Source organism: Pseudomonas sp. LS-2 (genome assembly GCF_003605735.1).
GTDB lineage: Bacteria > Pseudomonadota > Gammaproteobacteria > Pseudomonadales > Pseudomonadaceae > Aquipseudomonas.
Window position 1 is genome coordinate 206,544 of sequence record NZ_QXTJ01000003.1, and the last position, 17,892, is coordinate 224,435.

The 17,892-nt window shown below is 60.8% G+C and carries 13 protein-coding genes; 4 read left to right on the plus strand and 9 right to left on the minus strand.

Annotated elements, in window-relative coordinates; all coding sequences use genetic code 11:
- The 9 genes from D3M70_RS02905 to pilG all read right to left on the minus strand — a co-directional run bounded on the left by D3M70_RS02905 (window position 1) and on the right by pilG (window position 14,152).
- The gene (locus tag D3M70_RS02905) at window positions 1-888 is read right to left on the minus strand and encodes a triphosphoribosyl-dephospho-CoA synthase (RefSeq protein ID WP_120124204.1); all 888 of its coding nucleotides are present in this window, start codon (window positions 886-888) and stop codon (window positions 1-3) included.
- Window positions 888-2,564, minus strand: a complete 1,677-nt coding sequence (gene mdcA, locus D3M70_RS02910) for a malonate decarboxylase subunit alpha (protein WP_120124206.1) — start codon at window positions 2,562-2,564, stop codon at window positions 888-890. The genes D3M70_RS02905 and mdcA overlap by 1 nt, the downstream gene beginning before the upstream one ends.
- 115 nt (window positions 2,565-2,679) lie before the next feature.
- Entirely contained in the window at window positions 2,680-3,804 is a 1,125-nt protein-coding gene (locus tag D3M70_RS02915; protein WP_375232913.1) for a Fic family protein, read from the minus strand.
- 307 nt (window positions 3,805-4,111) lie between these two features.
- On the minus strand, window positions 4,112-4,603 hold the full coding sequence (locus D3M70_RS02920; RefSeq protein WP_081565092.1) for a chemotaxis protein CheW: 492 nt from the start codon (window positions 4,601-4,603) through the stop codon (window positions 4,112-4,114).
- Entirely contained in the window at window positions 4,596-10,607 is a 6,012-nt protein-coding gene (locus D3M70_RS02925) for an Hpt domain-containing protein (RefSeq protein WP_120124209.1), read from the minus strand. The genes D3M70_RS02920 and D3M70_RS02925 overlap by 8 nt, the downstream gene beginning before the upstream one ends.
- Window positions 10,608-10,643: 36 nt before the next feature.
- On the minus strand, window positions 10,644-12,686 hold the full coding sequence (locus tag D3M70_RS02930) for a methyl-accepting chemotaxis protein (protein WP_120124211.1): 2,043 nt from the start codon (window positions 12,684-12,686) through the stop codon (window positions 10,644-10,646).
- Between the two features lie 89 nt (window positions 12,687-12,775).
- A complete protein-coding gene (locus D3M70_RS02935; RefSeq protein WP_120124213.1) occupies window positions 12,776-13,315 on the minus strand; it encodes a chemotaxis protein CheW in 540 nt (179 codons plus the stop codon).
- Between the two features lie 16 nt (window positions 13,316-13,331).
- Window positions 13,332-13,697 (minus strand): twitching motility response regulator PilH, encoded by a 366-nt coding sequence (gene pilH, locus D3M70_RS02940; RefSeq protein ID WP_002551739.1) that lies wholly within the window; start codon window positions 13,695-13,697, stop codon window positions 13,332-13,334.
- 44 nt (window positions 13,698-13,741) lie between these two features.
- Complete coding sequence (gene pilG, locus D3M70_RS02945) at window positions 13,742-14,152, minus strand: twitching motility response regulator PilG (protein ID WP_120124214.1); 411 nt, start codon at window positions 14,150-14,152, stop codon at window positions 13,742-13,744.
- A 267-nt stretch (window positions 14,153-14,419) separates the two neighbouring features.
- Here pilG and gshB point away from each other — a divergent pair, with 267 nt between their 5' ends.
- From gshB to ruvX, 4 genes are all read left to right on the plus strand, one after another.
- The gene (gene gshB, locus D3M70_RS02950; RefSeq protein ID WP_120124216.1) at window positions 14,420-15,376 is read left to right on the plus strand and encodes a glutathione synthase; all 957 of its coding nucleotides are present in this window, start codon (window positions 14,420-14,422) and stop codon (window positions 15,374-15,376) included.
- 323 nt (window positions 15,377-15,699) lie between these two features.
- Window positions 15,700-16,602, plus strand: a complete 903-nt coding sequence (locus D3M70_RS02955; protein ID WP_120124218.1) for an energy transducer TonB — start codon at window positions 15,700-15,702, stop codon at window positions 16,600-16,602.
- A gap of 243 nt (window positions 16,603-16,845) precedes the next feature.
- A complete protein-coding gene (locus tag D3M70_RS02960) occupies window positions 16,846-17,415 on the plus strand; it encodes a YqgE/AlgH family protein (RefSeq protein ID WP_120124220.1) in 570 nt (189 codons plus the stop codon).
- Window positions 17,415-17,855, plus strand: a complete 441-nt coding sequence (gene ruvX, locus D3M70_RS02965; RefSeq protein ID WP_120124221.1) for a Holliday junction resolvase RuvX — start codon at window positions 17,415-17,417, stop codon at window positions 17,853-17,855. The genes D3M70_RS02960 and ruvX overlap by 1 nt, the downstream gene beginning before the upstream one ends.
- Window positions 17,856-17,892 lie beyond the last annotated feature (37 nt).

Consider the following 17,892-nt stretch of genomic DNA (forward strand, 5'->3'; position numbering starts at 1 on the left):
TCAGAGGTTCCTCGTTTCATCGCCGAGCGCAGGCTCAAGGCAATCGATAAACAGGCAGGCAGCAAGCAGATCGGCGGCGCCACCAGGGGATGCGTTCAGGCTCAACAACTGCTGATCGAGATCGTGCAATGCGCGTCGACCACTCAGCGTCGCGCTACCTCCAGCGTCCAGCACTCGCTGCGCACCTTGCTGCATGGTCAACAGGCCCTGCTCGCCGGCGCGATACAGCACGCAGGTATCAGACAGCGTGGTCATGATCGCCAGTAGTGCGTCGAGCCTTGCGTTCTGCTCGCCATGATTGGCAATGCGGCTGCGCTTCAGTTGAGGCAAGCCGCATTGGGTGATCGCCGGGAAGCCCATCTGCGCTTGCTCCCGAGCCCCCATTGCGCCGTATTTCCGAGCGACCGCAGCGCCATGGCTGTGCTGCGCGGGCAAGTTGCGATCCTCGATCAACGCCAGACAGGCTGCACGCAACCCCAATCCCGAAGCAGACAGATCGCGAGGATCAAGCGCGGCCGCGGTGACCAGCAGTCCCAAGGCCCAGATCGCACCACGATGGGTGTTCACGCCGCCGGTGGTGCGCATCATCGCCGCTTCGCCTTCGCGGCCGATGCGCCCTATCGCCTCCCTTAACGGCTGGCCGATTTCGCCGATTTCAATCGCGGCTTCGGCCATTTGCTTGAAGGCGGGCCACAGTGACAGCGCCGAAGCGTGCATCAGGCCCAAGTGCAGATCCTTGTGTGCGCCGCTGCTGCGACGGTCGACCAATGCGGGTTTTGGCGACAGGTCGGCTTCGTCGATCAGCGCATCCACGGCCAGATCGGCGAGACGCTCGGCCAAAGGGAGTAAGTGAGGTAACGTGTCGAAAGCCAGATTGAGTGCGCGCATCACCAGCTCCTGAATTTCGCAGGCGGGTTGTACAAACCACCGGACCACTCCACCAGATCGGCGATGCTCTTGGCGGCCAGCAACTCACGGCTGGCATCGGTGCGACGAATGCCCAGATCTTCAGGCAACGCGATCAAGCCTTCACGACGCATGCGCGCGGTGTCTTTGGGGTTGTGTCGAAGGCCGATGGAGGTCACGCCTGCCACGGCGGCGATCATCGCCTGACGCTCTCGCAGACTGCGCGCTTTATACAGGTAGGCGATGCCCTCTTCGGTGAGCAGGTGAGTGACGTCATCGCCATAAATCATGATCGGCGCCAGTGCCATGCCGCTTTTCTTCGCGACGTCTACAGCGTCGAGGGTTTCAACGAAGGTGGGTTTCCCGCCTTCCTGGAAGGTCTCGACCATCTGCACGACGAGCTTCTTGCCGCGCTCAAGGTAAGCATCCGGGCCATCACCGCTCTGCTGACGCATGTCCAGCCAGGCCGGAGTGCCGTGACGACGCCCGCGCGGGTCATGCCCCATGTTCGGTGCGCCGCCGAAACCGGCGAGACGACCGCGGGTCACGGTCGAGGAGTGACCGTCACCGTCCACTTGCAGCGTCGCGCCTATGAACAGATCCACCGCGTATTGCCCGGCGAGCTGACACATCATGCGATTGGAGCGCATCGAACCGTCGCGACCCGTGAAGAACACATCAGGCCGCGCGGCGATGTAGTTCTCCATGCCCAGTTCGGTGCCGAAGCAATGCACGCTCTGGACCCAGCCGCTTTCGATGGCGGGAATCAGCGTTGGGTGCGGGTTGAGCGTCCAGTTGCGGCAGATCTTCCCCTTCAAACCCAGTGACTCGCCGTAGGTCGGCAAAATCAGCTCGATGGCGGCCGTGTTGAAGCCGATGCCGTGGTTCAGCGACTGAACGTTGTGTTTCTCGTAGATCCCGCGAATCGCCATCATCGCCATCAGCACGTGGACCGGCTTGATGTGGCGTGGATCCCGTGTGAACAGCGGTTCGATGTAGAACGGCTTGTCGGCGACGACCACGAAGTCGACCCACGAAGCCGGGATGTCCACACGGGGCAAATCGCTGACGTCGTCCACCAGCTGATTGACCTGCACGATGACGATGCCGTCGCTGAAGGCGGCGGGTTCGATCAGGGCCGGAGTGTCTTCGGTGCTGGCGCCGGTGTAGATGTTACCCGCGCGGTCGGCCATGAACCCGGCAGACAGCACAACATTGGGAATCAGGTCGACCAACAGGCGGGAATACAGCTCGATGTACGTGTGAATCGCGCCGATTTCCAGCAGGCCGTCTTCCAGCAACTGGCTAATGCGCAGACTTTGCGTACCGGCAAAAGAGAAATCGAGCTTGCGGGCGATGCCGCGTTCGAACAGATCCAGATGCTCGGCGCGTCCGACGCTGGGCATGATCATGTGCAGGTCATGGAGCTTGCCGGGATCGGCCTTGACCAGTGAACGAGACAGAAAATCCGCCTGCTTCTGGTTGTTGCCTTCAAGTACCACGCGATCACCAGGCGCGATCAACGCCTCCAGCGCCGCGACGATTTTGTCGGTGGGCAGTACGACGCCATCGGCGAGGGAACGCACCAGTTCGAGCCGCCGCTGCTTTTCGCTGCGACGACGCGACCAGCGCGGATCAAGTTTCGTTGTTGTAGTCATGCTGACTCCACGAGTTTCGCTGTCGTGGGCCACATTAGGAGCTAAGGGTATGGGGTATCAATCAAGCAGGCATGTCGATCGTTACGGTTGGAGTAATGATTACTACACCTAGTGTTTACCACCTGATTTGATAGCGCGTGCTGCGCCCACCGGCGGGCAGCTTCACCAGACAGCCCTTCTCCAGCAAATCCGCCAAATGCCGTGTCGCCGTGGCCTTACTGACTTTGGCAACTGCTTGATATTGAGCAGCACTGATCCCGCCTTCGAATCCCGCACCATTTTTTTCGGACAACAAGTCACCATTGAGCAAGCGGTTGAGCACCTTGATTTGCTCTGCAGACAGACCGTCCTTTCGGTGCTGATGCCAAAAGCGCGCCTTCGCCAGCACACGGTCTATACGCTGCATGGCCTGTTCCAGCGTGTGCAACAATGTGTGCAGGAACCACTCAAGCCAAGGTGTGAGATTCATTCCTCCGCGCTGGCTGGTTTCAAGGATCTGGTAATACTCCTGACGATTTTCCAGAATGCTGGCGGACATGGCATAAAAACGAATCGCCTGATTTTCCCCCTGCGCCAACGCCAGGTCGGTGATGGCCCGCGTCAGACGGCCATTGCCATCGTCGAACGGATGCAAGGTCACAAACCAGAAGTGCGCGATACCTGCACGCAGCAGAGGGTCAAGTGTCGAATCGGTCCGGCTAGCGTTGAACCAGTAAAAAAAACCTTCCAACTGCTTTTCCAGCCCGTCGCGAGGAGGCGCTTCGAAATGCACAACAGGCCGATCGATGCGGCCTGAGACAACCTGCATTGGCTCGACGCCCCGCAGCGCTCCGACCCGAACGCGGTTTGCGAGCAATGAAGACGATTCGGGGAACAAGAAGGTGTGCCAGCGCATCAGCCGCTCGGAAGTCAGCGGTGTCTGGTGATGCTGAGTCGCGTCAAGCATCAACTCGGCCAGACCTTCACTGCGCGGCGTCACCCGCTCATCGCTCGCCATGCCAAGACGTTTGGCAAGCGATGAACGCACCGAGCCAACATTCAGCTGCTCGCCTTCAATGGCCGAAGACGTGATGACGTTTTGTAGCAATGCATCGAGCTCAGACTGTTCGCTGGCACCGGAGGCGCTAATCATCCCCAGCAGCCGACCCTGAGTCTGAGTACAGGACCGTACTAAAGGCGCCAATCGCTCGACGTCCCAAGTAAAAGATGGCCAATTGCGTTGCTGCCAGATCCATTGGATGGGCTGGGTCACGGAATACCTCGGGAGTCATGAGCCGAATGAGACAGTTATTCGGCTCACCCATTGAGCCGAATATGCAGTTTATTCGGCTCATCGTCCAGCTGTACGGAGTATGTGCGCCGATAAGCATATCCCGCACACGCTCGCGATGTCGTGCCGAAGACGAAGGTGAAGGCTGCACAAAACTCCTATAGCACTCCGGCCCGGCGACGTTCCGTTTGCCAGTGGTGACACCATGAAAGTCGCTACCGCCGGCAAGTCGTACTGCCACAGAGCACAGGTGATTGCTCTGTCAGCGTTCGGTCAATCAAATCCCCGGCCCCGCCACCTGCACCAAACCGGCATCCACCAGCCACTGTTCCAGCGCCACCAGATCGGGCACTTTCGCCACGGTTTCACCGACCTGTACCGCCGCCAGTTCCAGTTCCGACAGCGGCACGTCGACATAGCTGAGCTGATTGTCGAGCTTGCAGGAGCGGGGGATGCCCTGGGTCAGCAGGGCGATGAATTTCAGGTCCGGGCGGCCGCCCAGAGCGTTGAGCACGACGATACGCGCGCGGCCGCCGACCCGGGCGCGGCTGCCACAGGCGGCTTCGAAACTGAGCAGGGGCAGGCTCCGGTTGCGCCAGTTGATTGGGCCAAGGTACCACTGGGGTGCGGCGGGATCGGCGATGCTGTCCTGATAGTCGATCAGCTCGGCGACAGCCACATTGGGCAACAGCAGATGCCGGTCACTCAGCGGAATGAGTAACCCGGTCAGGCTGGTCAGCCGCGCGGTTTGCGTGGTGGTGTCAGACATGCACATGACTCCAGTGAGCAATGCTCTCCAGCAACGCGGCTTCCTGATAAGGCTTGCTCATGTAGTCATTCACGCCCAGGGCCATCGCGCGGTCACGATGTTTTTGCCCTGAACGGGAGGTGATCATGATGATCGGCAGGTGCTTGAGCGCTTCGTCTTCACGGACCTTGCTGGCGACTTCGAAGCCGTCCATGCGCGGCATCTCGATGTCCAGCAGCATGACGTCGGGGGTGTGTTCCTGCAGTAACGCCATCGCGTCGACACCATCCTTGGCCGTCAGCACATTCATGCCGTTACGTTCCAGAAGTCGCCCGGTGACCTTGCGCACCGTGACCGAGTCGTCCACCACCATCACCAGCAATGGTCGAGCCTGTTCGGTCTCAACATACGGCGTCGGCATCTGTCCAGACGCCTGCAAAGCCAACATGCGCGCATGCAAGCGGCGAATGTGGGCGAACAGGTCAAGGATCAGCACCACCCGTCCATCGCCGAGAATCGTCGCGCCTGAAATCCCCTGCACGCCGGAAAACTGCGGGCCGAGATTCTTGACCACGATTTCCCGTGATCCCGCCAACGCATCGACCTGCACCGCCACCCATTGATCGTGGACATGAACCAGCAACACCGGCAGCGGCTGTGTCTGGCCCATCAGTTTCGGAGGCTGGCCGTTGTTGAGCAACTCCCCCAGATAGCGCAATTCATAGCTGCGCTCGCCGTACTGATAACGCGGCGGCGAGGACTGATAATACGCCTCGAGTTCGCCAGGCATGACCCGCACGATGCCTTCGATGCTGTTCAGCGGCACGGCATACTGCTCTTCACCGCACTGCACCATGAGCGCGCGATTGACCGACACAGAGAACGGCAGGCGGATGCGGAATCGAGCGCCCTGCCCCGACTTCGAGTCGATGACCATAGAGCCGCCCAACTCTTTTACCTCGGCATGGACCACGTCCATCCCGACGCCCCGCCCGGAAATCTGAGTGATGGTCTCGGCCGTGGAGAAGCCGGCCTGCAGAATGAACTGCAGGGTGTCATGTTCGCTGAGCTCGGCGTCCGGGCTGATCAGTCCCCGCTTGATCGCCTTGCGCCGCACGGCCTCGAAATCGACGCCAGCGCCGTCATCGCTCATCTCGATGACAATGTCACCGCCCTCGTGAAACAGACTCAGGGTGATGTGCCCCACGTCCGATTTACCCGCAACCTGACGCTTTTCCGGGCTTTCCAGGCCATGGTCGATGGCGTTGCGCAGCATGTGCTCCAATGGTGCGACCATGCGCTCAAGCACATTGCGGTCCATCTCGCCCTCGGCGTTGACCACATCGAACCTGACCTTCTTGTTCAATTCGCCCGATACCTGCCGCACGATCCGGCGCAGGCGCGGCACCATCCGCTCGAACGGCACCATGCGCGTACGCATCAGGTTTTCCTGAAGCTCGGTATTGACCCGCGCCTGTTGGAGTAACAGGGTTTCGGCTTCATGGGCACGAGTGTCCAGAGTTTCCTTGAGGTCCATCAGATCGGACGCTGACTCGAACAGCGCGCGCGACAGCTGCTGTAGTTGCGAATGCCTGTCCATTTCCAGCGGGTCGAACTCCTCGTAGCCCAGTCGCTCGGCCTGGCGATCACGGCTGAGAATCCGGCCTTGGGTTTCGATATCCAGCCGCCGCAACTGATCACGCATCCGCTCGATGGTGGTTTCCATCTCGGCCAGCGTGACCTGCGCGTCGCTGACCTGCTGCTCGATGCGACCGCGAAAGATCGACGTTTCTCCTGCCAGGTTGACCAGATCCTCCAACTGCTCGGCCGCAACCTTGACCATCTCGGGACCGGCACGTTCGACATCGGCGTCCGCGGCGGGCGCTGCCGGCTCGCTGCCCGGCGTTGGGTTGATCGCCTGTTCTTCCACGGGCTTGCTGGCGACTTCCTGAATCGCGCCGGATGCCGAATATTGCGCGATGCTTTCGATCAGCAGCGAGGGATTGGGCAGCGGTTCATAGCCCCTGACGGCATCGACCATATCGGCCAGCATGTCGTGGCCGCTCTGCAGCAAGCCATTGAGCAACGCACTGTTCTTCAGCACACCGGACGACAATCCCTCGTATAACGACTCCAGTTCATGGGCCAGATCGCCGATGGGAGCAATCTCCACCATGCGCGCACCGCCCTTTAGCGTGTGCAAATCGCGCAGCAGGTTTTCCACTTCCAGCGTGTTCTGCGGATCGGCCTGCCAGCGCACCAGCGCAGCACTGGAGCTTTCGATGATGTCGTCGGCTTCTTCGAGGAAGATCTCCAGCAGTTCAGGATCGCGCTCGTCCAGCGGCTGGATCATTGAGCCGACATTGCGGGGTTCACCCTCGTGCGGCAGCACGTAACAGTTGCACTGGCGGAACTCACGAATCTCGTCGATCACCGGCGCCGGATCGGTCAACTCAGCCCGGCTCTGCAGCTGCTCGAGCATCAGCGCCAGATGATCGTGGCTGCGGACCAGCAATTCGGCCAGATCGGGCGTGTAGTTACAGCGTCGATCGATCAGGCCTTCGTAAAGCGATTCCAGTTCGTGCCCGAGATCGCCCACCGGGCCGATCTCGGCCATGCGCGCGCCGCCCTTGAGGGTGTGCAGATCGCGTTGCAGCGATGACAGCGGCAGCGGGTTTTCCGGGTCATCGAGCCAGCGTTGCAACGCCTGGCCGGTACCGTCGAGGATGTCGACAGCCTCTTCGAGAAAGATATCGACGATCTCCTGATCCAGCTCATCGCGCAGCGGTTGCTCTGCACGCTCAGGCCCGCCGTCAAGGCCGGCGGTAGCCTCGCCCAGTTCGGTCACGCTGGTCGCCAACCCGCCATCGCTCTTGATCAGGCCCATGGCACCGGGGTCCAGTCCCTCTTCGAGCAGCTCGCGCAACGCCTGTACCCGCTCGGGGCATGCCTGGACCTGTTGACCGGCCGCGAGCTGATCAAGCATGCCGATCAGCGCCTCGTGAGCGTTTTCGGCTTCATGGAAAAAACGCTCGCTGACCGCCAGACTGCTTTCTTCCACCGCGCCATACAGGTCCAGCAGCGCTTCGCACAGCTCATCCACCTGCGGCAAGTCGGCCATGTGCGCCCCGTGGCCGAGCATGGTCAGCTCGTCGAGCAGCGCATTGAGCTCCTGGCGCTCGCCCGGATGCTGCCGCCAGCGTTTGAGCAGGTTTTCGGCGTCCAGCAGGATGTCCATGCCTTCGGCGAGAAAACTGGCGATCAATTGCGGATTGCGGCGGGTGCGCAGACCGTTGTTATCGGCGCTCAAGGCGTCCGCCATTCGTTCGTCGAGCAGAGCGTGAGCCGCTTCGATCAATTGCGAAGCACCCTCGATGGGCATCAGCGGGTCGACGTTCAGCTGCATCAGGCCCTTGTGAAACAACGGCTCGGCCGCACTCAGCAGCTCGATTTCGGATTTGCCGACCGCAATCTGATTGGTCTTGAATTCGCGCACCAACTGGTCGAGCGGGCTCGCCAGTTCGGCCATCGGCAACACACCGGCCATGTAGGCACTGCCTTTGAGGGTGTGCAGCGCGCGCAACAAATCGTCGCTGAAGGAAGGCGATGCTTCGCTCCGGGACACGTCGAGATACCGGTTGAGCGTGTCGAGGTGGGTATGGGCTTCCTGACGGAAGATCTCCAGCAGTTGCGGATCGAAACCTTCTTCCTCAGGCTCAGGTCGCCTGACGGGCACGGGCTCTTCGTGTTCGGTCTCCTCGCCTTGGGCCAGCGCGTGGGCGCGGGTAGCCAGCGAGTCGACATCATCCCGCTGACGTTGCACGTCTTCAGCGAAGTCGCGAATGACATCCGGCAGCAGGGCCTGCACATCGATCAACACTTGCTGAACCTGCGTATCCGGCGCGACGCTGTGCTCCAGCACGCGGTTCAGCAGGTTCTCAACCGACCAGGCAAGTTCGCCGAGAACCAGCGCCCGCACCATGCGTCCGCTGCCTTTGAGCGTATGAAACGCGCGACGAATCTCGCCCAGCGCCGAAAAGTTCTCGCCGTCGGCCAGCCAGCGCGGCAGGTACTCATGCAGCGCCTGGAGGACCTCGTCGGTTTCTTCGAGAAATACGTCACGCAGCTCATCATCCACCGGTTGCTCGTCTTTGGGGGGAGGCAACAGGCTGGCAGGCACGTTGCGCGCAGGTGGGTTCACGGCTGACAGCGGGCTGGCGAGCACTTCGGCGATGGTTTTACTTGGTATCAGGCTAATGTTGGCCGTCGTCTGCTGCTCATTCAGTTCATTCAGGACTTCAGGGCTGATCACGTCCTCGAGCACCGGCACGTCCACGGCATCCGGAACCGGTGAGTACCCAAGCTTCGCCAGACTCTCCTGCGCCAGATCCAGCACATGTTCTCCCGGCGCTTCCGGGTCCTCGGCCATGCGCTCCAGGTAGTATTCGATGCCGATGATGACGTCGGCCAGATGATCAAGTTGCGGCCCCGTTGGATGCCCACCATCAGCCAGGAGATGCTCGACGATGTAGTCGTTGCATGCCGCGAGCAGGCTCGAGGCCCGAGCCAACGGGATCATCGCCAGCGCTCCACGGACCTGAATCAACTGCGCAGACAGTGGCGCCAGCCGCTCGCGATCCAGTTCGCCGTCAACGTAATCGTCGATCACATCCTTGGCCTGTTGCAACACGAGCCGCGCCTCCTTGATCACCAGTTGGTGGATCTGGCTCAGATCGGTCGTTGGCAACCGGCTTTCTTCGGGGCTGCTCTGATCAACCGTGCCTGCCATGCCCGCCAACGTCGCTTCGACGTACAACAAGGCGCCGGCCACATCCATCAAGGTCGCGTCATTGGGTTCGCGCTGCCCTTGCGCCATGCCCTGAACAACGGCCAGTTGATCGATGATGACCTTGCGCGGCTGACCGAAACCCAGCACCGCCAGGGTATCGGCGATCTGCCTGAGCGGCGGCAGCAGAGCATTGAGTTCGCTGACATGCTGGCGGTCGCCACGAACGAACACATCCAGGCGCTCCTTGGTGCGCACCAGTTCGTCGCACAGCGCAATGATCACCGAGCGCATGGCGTCGCGATCAGGTCCGGCCATTCGTGCGCGTTCTTCATCGACCAACGCGCTTTCCGGCAGGGCTTCGGCGAGGCCGTATTGCTCCTTCAATTCCATCATCCTCGGGGCCTGACTGTCAGACTTGGCGATATAAAACAGCAGGCTTTTGAGCAGTTCATCCGGCGCCGGCTGATTGATCCCGGCGATGCCTTGCTCCAGCAGGCGCTTGAGTTCCTTGTCGGCATCCTTGAACAGGCTGCGCAGCGCCGGGCTGTTGGTGAAGTTGCCGCTGGCCATGGTTTCGACCAGTGCCGAGGCGATCCGCCACAACGGCTCCAGTGGCGCGTCCTTGCACAGGACTTCGAGCCGCGCGAACACTTTGGTCATGTAACCCAGGTGAGTCTGTACATCCTGTTCGCGGAGCAGCCCGACCAATGCAGTTTGCAGGGTCTGGCGCAACTTGCGCAGCTTTGCGGGCAATTCGGGGCTGTCGCGCTCGGCCAGCGTCCAGGCGTCGAGTTCGGGGACAGACAATAACTGGGGGGAGAACAGACTGGTTTCGGAAAGCAGACTTTCGCCGCGGGCACTGCGCAGGTCGTTGAGCAGTGGCAAGATCACCAACGGCAGGTCACGACGCGCTGAATGCACGCGCTCCAGATACACCGGCAACTGGCTCATCGCCTGATTCAGCAACTGAATCGCTTCGGTTTCCTGAACGACATGACCTTGCTGAAGAGCGAGGGCCAACTGCTCGATCTCTTCGGCGAACAAGGCCGCGCCGTAGAATTCGATCATTTGCAGGCTGCCGTGCACCTGATGGATGAAATCCAGGCAGACGTCCATCGCCGATGGGTCATGGGGACGCGCGACGAACGAATCCAGCGCCTGACGGGCGTGCTTGAGGGTTTCGGCTATTTCGCCCTTGACCCACTCCAGGGCCACGTAGTCGTGACGGTCAGCCATGATGGCTCCAGTTGCCCAAGTCCTGACGCTTGACGATCAATGCTGATCCCGTGAAGCCGGTAGTTTAAAACCGGATACCGAACGGCGCATCTCACTGGCCATCTTCGCCAGATTGCCCATGCTCTGCGCTGTGGCCGCTGTTCCCGACGTGGTCTGCGTGGTGGTCTGCTGGATCACCGTCATGGTTGCGGAAATCTGCTGGCCCAGCGCGGCCTGCTGTTGCGCAGCGTTGGTAATGCTCTCGATGAGTGCGGCGAGGACCTTGGAAACGCCTTCGATTTCCTCCAGTGCCACACCGGCATCCTGCGCCAACCGTGCGCCTCGCACCACTTCGGTGGTGGTCTGCTCCATGGAGATTACCGCTTCATTGGTGTCATTTTGAATGGCGCGGACCAGCGTTTCGATCTGCTTGGTCGCCGACGACGAGCGCTCCGCCAGCCGCTGGACCTCGTCGGCGACCACCGCAAATCCGCGCCCAGCATCCCCGGCCATCGCGGCTTGAATCGCCGCGTCGAGCGCGAGAATGCTAGTCTGATCGGCGATGTCGTCGATCAGGCTGACAATGTCGCCAATTTCTTGGGAAGACTCGCCCAGACGCTTGATCCGCTTGGACGTGTCCTGAATTTGTTCGCGAATGTTGTCCATGCCGTTGATCGTGTTGTGCACCACCTCGTTGCCCTTGTTGGCAATGGCGACTGAACGCTCGGCAACCGCCACCGACTCCGACGCGTTGGCCGACACCTGCTCCACCGAACGGGACATATCGTTGACCGCATTGGAAGCCGCCGCGATCTGCAACGCCTGATGCTCGGAAGCGGCGGCAAGTTGAGTCGCGGTGGTCTGCGTGTCTTTGACCGCACCGAACACCTGCTCGGCGGTCAGGTTGATCGTCGCCACCAGTTCGCGCAATTGGTCGATGGAGTAGTTGATCGAATCGGCAATGGCGCCCGTGAAGTCCTCGGTTACCGACGCGGCGACAGTGAGATCGCCGTCGGCAAGGTCTTCGATCTCGTCGAGCAGGCGCATGATCGCGTTCTGGTTGCGCTCATTTTTCTCGGCGGTTTCACGAAGTTGGCGGTTGGTTTCACGGACCATGATCAGACCGATCAGGATGATAGAGGCCAACGCCAGCAAACCAAGAATGTACCCGCCGTAACTGTTGGTGGCGCGACCACCGGCCAGGTGCTCGAAGCTGTTGGCCAGCACGGAGGCTTCGTCCAGCAGCGTCTGCGAAAGGTTGAAAATATTGCCTGCGGCTTCGCGCACCTCTAGCAGTTCTGGCGACGTTTCCAGAATTTCATCGACCGACCCCGACACGAACTGGAACAACTCGGCGATCTCGGCCAGACGCGCCCGCGCATCGCGATCCTCGACCTGAGTAATTTTCAGCGTCGCATTGCCATCCAGCATGCCGTTGAGCACGCGCCCGAACTGGCTGGCGTCACGCCCGAAGGCATCAGCGGCCTGAACCGCCGTTTCGTCGCCCGACAAAACGGTATTCACCGCGCCGAGTATTCGCTCGGCGAGCAGAGACTGACGCTGGGCGAGCGCGACCTGGCTGGCCGGTGCGCGATTCTGCAGGAGGATGTCGACGACCTTTTCCGACTCGATCTGCAGTTGCGGGATGGTCTCGGCCAAGGTGGCGGCGACCTGATGCAGTGAGAGCACCGTCTGTTCGCGAGACAGGATCACGTCGGTGCTTTTGCGCAGGTTTTCCCAGTCGCTCTGCACCGCTTTCAATTCGTCGGTGACCTCGGCGGGCGCGGCGGGCAGACCCGTGTTCTTGTCGCCCTTCCTGAGGTATTGCCAGCGGGTGTCGAAATCGTTGCGCGCATCGGCCAGCAACTTGAACGCCGCAGCTTTGCCTGCCGCCGCTTCCGTGGCGTTCTTGGCGATACGCTGGGACAGCACGCGAAGCTCGCCCGCGTGACCGATGTACTGCTTGTCGTAGTTGGATTGCGTGCTCAGGTACGCGAAATTGACGAACAACAGCATGATGAAGACGATCAGCCCCACGAACAGCGCAATGATCTGCGAACGGCTGCGGGCGCCTTCCAGTGACTTGCCGGTATTACTCATTTCTCAGGGCTCCGCCTGAACCATGGCCAATGCGGACAGGTCCGCGCCTGCGAAGACGACGAGCGTCCTCGGTGCTGTGCCAGACCGTATTAAAGTGCGACATCCATGAATTCCGGCGACTGGACCAGGACTATGGGGCTGAAAACCCGCCAGGCCTGTTCCCGCAGAAACCGGCCTTGAACGTAGGGAGCCATTCTGGGATCGCTGTCATCTGGCAAATCGGGCATCAGGCTGCGCTCGCTGAAGTGCTGCATGCCCAATACCTCATCGACCAGCAAACCGGCGAACACGTCCTGATGATCGATCACCAACACCCGACGCTGTTTACGCAGCGGCGAGAGTTCGTGTCCGAAAAAGGCGTAAAGGTCCATGATCGGGAGCAATCGGCCCCGCAGATTCGCGATGCCCTTGACCCAGGGTTTGACCCCCGGCAGCGTTGCACAACGCGGCTCGTGGAGAATTTCATCGACCTCCCCCATGGGCGCCACGTAGTAGCGCTCGCCCATGCGAAAGCCGATGCCGCTCCAGCCTTGCTGTCGGGTTTCCTGCAACGGCAGCCCGGCAGCCAGCGAACGGCAGCGCTGGTCGATGTCGAGCAGCAGTTGGAAGGCGGTTTGTGACTGAGCCATGAACGCTGGCCGGCCTTCAGCCCGCCAGAACCGCGTTCAGGGTTTTCATGAGGGTTTCTTCATCCACCGGCTTGGTCAGGTAATCCCGAGCGCCTTGGCGTTTGCCCCAGACTTTGTCGGTTTCCTGATCCTTGGTGGTGATCATGATCACCGGGATCATGTTGGTGTCAGCGTCCTTGGTCAGCTGCCGGGTTGCCTGGAAGCCATTGAGACCGGGCATGACGATATCCATCAATACCGCATCGGGCTTTTCCTGGCGGGCCAATGCCACGCCATCGGCACCGTTTTCAGCCTTGAGGACTTCATGGCCATGCTTCTCCAGCATCCCCGTCAGCTTGTACATTTCAGTCGGCGAGTCATCGACGATCAGAATTCGAGCCATGGTGCTTCCCCATAGAAACAGCCGCCCCTCGATGAGGGTCGGCATCAAGATAGTTGTTGTTCTACTGCGACGAACTCTGGCACATGCGCCTTTATCGCCCCCAGCAGTTCTTCCTTGCTGAACGGCTTGGTCAAAAACTGATCAGAACCGACGATTCGGCCCTTGGCCTTGTCGAACAGCCCGTCCCTGGAGGACAACATGATCACCGGAGTGGACTTGAATGCCCGATTGTTCTTGATCAGCGCACAGGTCTGATACCCGTCCAGCCTGGGCATCATGATGTCGACAAAAATGATTCTAGGATGATTATCGGCAATCTTGGCCAAGGCATCGAAGCCGTCCACCGCCGTGATCACTTCACAGCCGACATTCTTCAACAGGGTCTCGGCGGTACGGCGAATCGTTCTCGAGTCGTCGATGACCATGACTTTCAATGGGGCTGAATGCTGTTCCATATCTGCTCTACCATCGCCTCGGCGATTCAGATGGGTCTGCCTTCGGCCGGGCCTATGGTGTTGGTCGGGATCGCTGAACCCCCATCTAGAGGGGTGCACTGGCAATCGGCATGACGCCGGATGCCGAGCCTTTTTAGCACACTCTAAAGACGCAATCCATAAAGCATCTGCGCCACTCTTGCCCCTTGACCCGAAGCCGGCGCAGCGCCACCCTGACGCCTGTTTTCAGGCCCGTTACGGCCATTACCGATCAGAGGAATACTGCCCATGAGCATTCGCCTGGGAATTGTCATGGACCCCATCGAGCGCATCTCCTATAAAAAGGACAGCTCGCTGGCCATGCTCCTTGCAGCGCAAGCCCGCGGCTGGTCGCTGTTCTATATGGAACAGCAGGACCTGTATCAGGACGCCGGCCAGGCCCGCGCACGCATGAAGCCGCTGACAGTGTTCGCCGACCCTGCACACTGGTTCGAGCTGGGCGCGGAAGTCGACAGCGGTCTGGACGACCTGGACGTGATCCTGATGCGCAAGGATCCGCCGTTCGACATGGAATTCGTCTACTCCACCTACCTGCTGGAGCAGGCCGAGCGCGCAGGCGTGCTGGTGGTCAACAAGCCCCAGAGTCTGCGTGACTGCAACGAGAAGCTGTTCGCCACGCTGTTCCCTCAGTGCACGCCGCCGACGCTGGTCAGCCGCCGTTCGGACGTCCTTCGTGAGTTCGCAGCCAAACACGGCGATGTCATCCTCAAGCCGCTCGACGGCATGGGCGGCGCGTCGATCTTCCGCCATCGCGTTGGCGACCCGAACCTGTCGGTGATTCTGGAAACCCTGACCACCCACGGTCAGCAACAGATCATGGCGCAGGCGTACCTGCCTGCAATCAAGGACGGCGACAAGCGCATTTTGATGGTCGATGGCGAACCTGTGCCGTATTGCCTGGCCCGGATTCCCGCCGCTGGCGAAACCCGCGGCAACCTGGCGGCCGGTGGACGAGGCGAAGCACGTCCCCTGACCGACCGCGACCGCTGGATCGCCGCTGAAATCGGTCCGACCCTACGCGAAAAAGGCCTGTTGTTCGTGGGTCTGGACGTCATCGGTGAGCACCTGACCGAAATCAACGTCACCAGCCCGACCTGCATCCGCGAAATCGACAACGCGTTCGGCACGGACATCGGCGGGATGTTGATGGATGTGATCGAGAAGAAGCTGCAAGCTCGCACTTAAGCCCTGCCAGCCCTGCTTCTGCCCGGAGGGCGTGGGAGCCTGGCTTGCCGGCGATCTGGCGCGAAGCGGCAGTAGACTCTGACAACTCGGCCTACCTGATATAGCCGGGCTGGATGGGATTACTGCCGGTCCCCGGCAGATCGTCAGCAAGCTGAACTCCCACGGCCTCCGGCCAGAATCAGAGGCGCAATGCTTTATTGCCCACTAATCGGCCCGCCGCTATCAAAGCCCAAGAACCCCGTGACATTGCGTTATCATGCGCGGCCTGAATTTCGCTCTAGGTTGGTTTTCGCAATGCTGGCTCGTGTGATTCCGGAGCGTCGATGAACGCTGCGGTCGACAGTGATCTCCCGATGGCCCTGACCCGCACTCACGTGCGCCCGGCCGATCGCCTGGGTTTTACCCTGATGATCGCTGCGCTCGTGCATCTGGCGTTGATCCTTGGCGTGGGCTTCAGCTACGTCAAACCGGAGAAGATCAGCCAGACACTGGAAATCACCCTCGCCCCCTTCAAGAGCGACACCAAACCCAAGGACGCTGACTTCCTCGCCCAGGAAAACCAGCAAGGCAGCGGCACCCTCGACAAGAAAGCAGTGCCCAAGACCACTGAAATCGCGCCGTATCAGGACACCAGGATCAACAAGGTGACGCCTCCTCCTGCCGCCAAACCGGTGGTCAAGCAGGAAGCGCCCAAAACCGCCGTGGCGACCAAGGCTCAGGCGCCGCAAAAAACTGTCGCCAAGCGCGATGAAGTCAAACCGGACGAGCCCAAGAAAGCCGCCCCGACGTTCGACAGCACCCAACTGAACAGCGAAATCGCCAGCCTCGAAGCGGAACTCGCCGACGAGCAGCAGGCGTATGCCAAGCGTCCGAAGATCCATCGCCTGAGCGCCGCCTCGACCATGCGTGACAAAGGCGCCTGGTACAAAGAGGACTGGCGCAAGAAGATCGAACGCATCGGCAACCTCAACTACCCGGAAGAAGCGCGGCGCCAGCAGATCTACGGCAGCCTGCGAATGATGGTGTCGATCAACCGCGACGGCTCCCTTTATGAAGTGTTGGTGCTCGAGTCATCCGGCCAGCCGTTGCTGGACCAGGCAGCGCAGAGAATCGTCAGACTGGCGGCGCCTTTTGCACCGTTTACCGGCGATCTGGCTGACATCGACCGGCTCGAGATCATCCGCACCTGGAAATTCGCCCGAGGCGACAAGCTTTCGAGTAACTGACCGACGTGCCTGGTCCTGTAGCAGTCCGGCTTGCCGGCGGTAGGGCACTCAAGATCGCCACCGCCGGCAAGCCGGACTGCTACAGAGGGTGTCCCGCGACAAGCGCGCTCCTGCAAAGCTTGCCAATCCATCGCACAACGCTGGCCTGTTCGAGGATGAAACCTGAACCCCGTCGCGATTTATCCTCCGTGGAGTCGGTTCTGCCAGTTGTCACAACAGCCCCACGGCGCCACACTAGGGCTCATGAAAAACGTCACTCCGTCGTACCTCAAGCACCAATTTCTGATCGCCATGCCCCACATGCACGATGAGAACTTCGCTCAGACCTTGACCTACATCGTCGAGCACAACGCCAATGGCGCCATGGGTCTGGTGATCAACCGACCGCAAAGCCTTTCTCTGGCAGACATTCTTGAGCAACTGCGCCCGGAACTGCCGCCGCCGGTACGTTGCCAGCACATCCCCATTCACGTCGGCGGTCCGGTTCAGACCGATCGCGGTTTCGTCCTGCATCCGACCGGCCAGATCTTCCAGGCCACGGTCGATCTGGGCGGTATCTCGCTGTCGACCTCCCAGGACATCCTGTTTTCCATCGCCGACGGCTACGGACCTGATCAAAATCTGATCACTCTGGGCTACGCGGGCTGGGACGCCGGGCAACTGGAAGCCGAATTCGCCGCCAACGCGTGGCTGAACTGCGCGTTCGATCCAGCCATCCTCTTCGAACTTGACAGCGAGCAGCGTCTCGACGCCGCTGCTGCGAAGCTGGGGGTCAATCTCAGCCTGCTGACCAGCCAGGCGGGTCACGCCTGATGGCCGCTCTGCGCCTGTTACTGGGTTTCGATTACGGCACTAAACAGATCGGCGTGGCGGTGGGCCAGGTGATTACCGGCCAGGCCCGCGAGCTGTGCACCTTGAAAGCCCAGAACGGCGTGCCGGACTGGGACAAGGTTCAGGCCCTGATCAGCGAGTGGAAGCCCGACGCCATCGTCGTCGGCCTGCCGCTGAACATGGACGGCACCCCCAGCGAGATGAGCGCCCGTGCCGAGAAGTTTTCACGCAAGCTCAACGGCCGCTTCAATCTGCCCGTCTACACCCACGACGAGCGCCTGACCACCTTCGAAGCCAAAGGCGAACGCATGTCCCGTGGCGGTCAGCGCGGCAGCTACCGCGATAATCCGGTCGATGCCATCGCCGCAGCGCTTCTGTTGCAAGGCTGGCTGGAGGCTAACGGCGCACTGTTTGACACCTGAGCGACTTACACTGCACCGCATTGTAGAACACAGCATT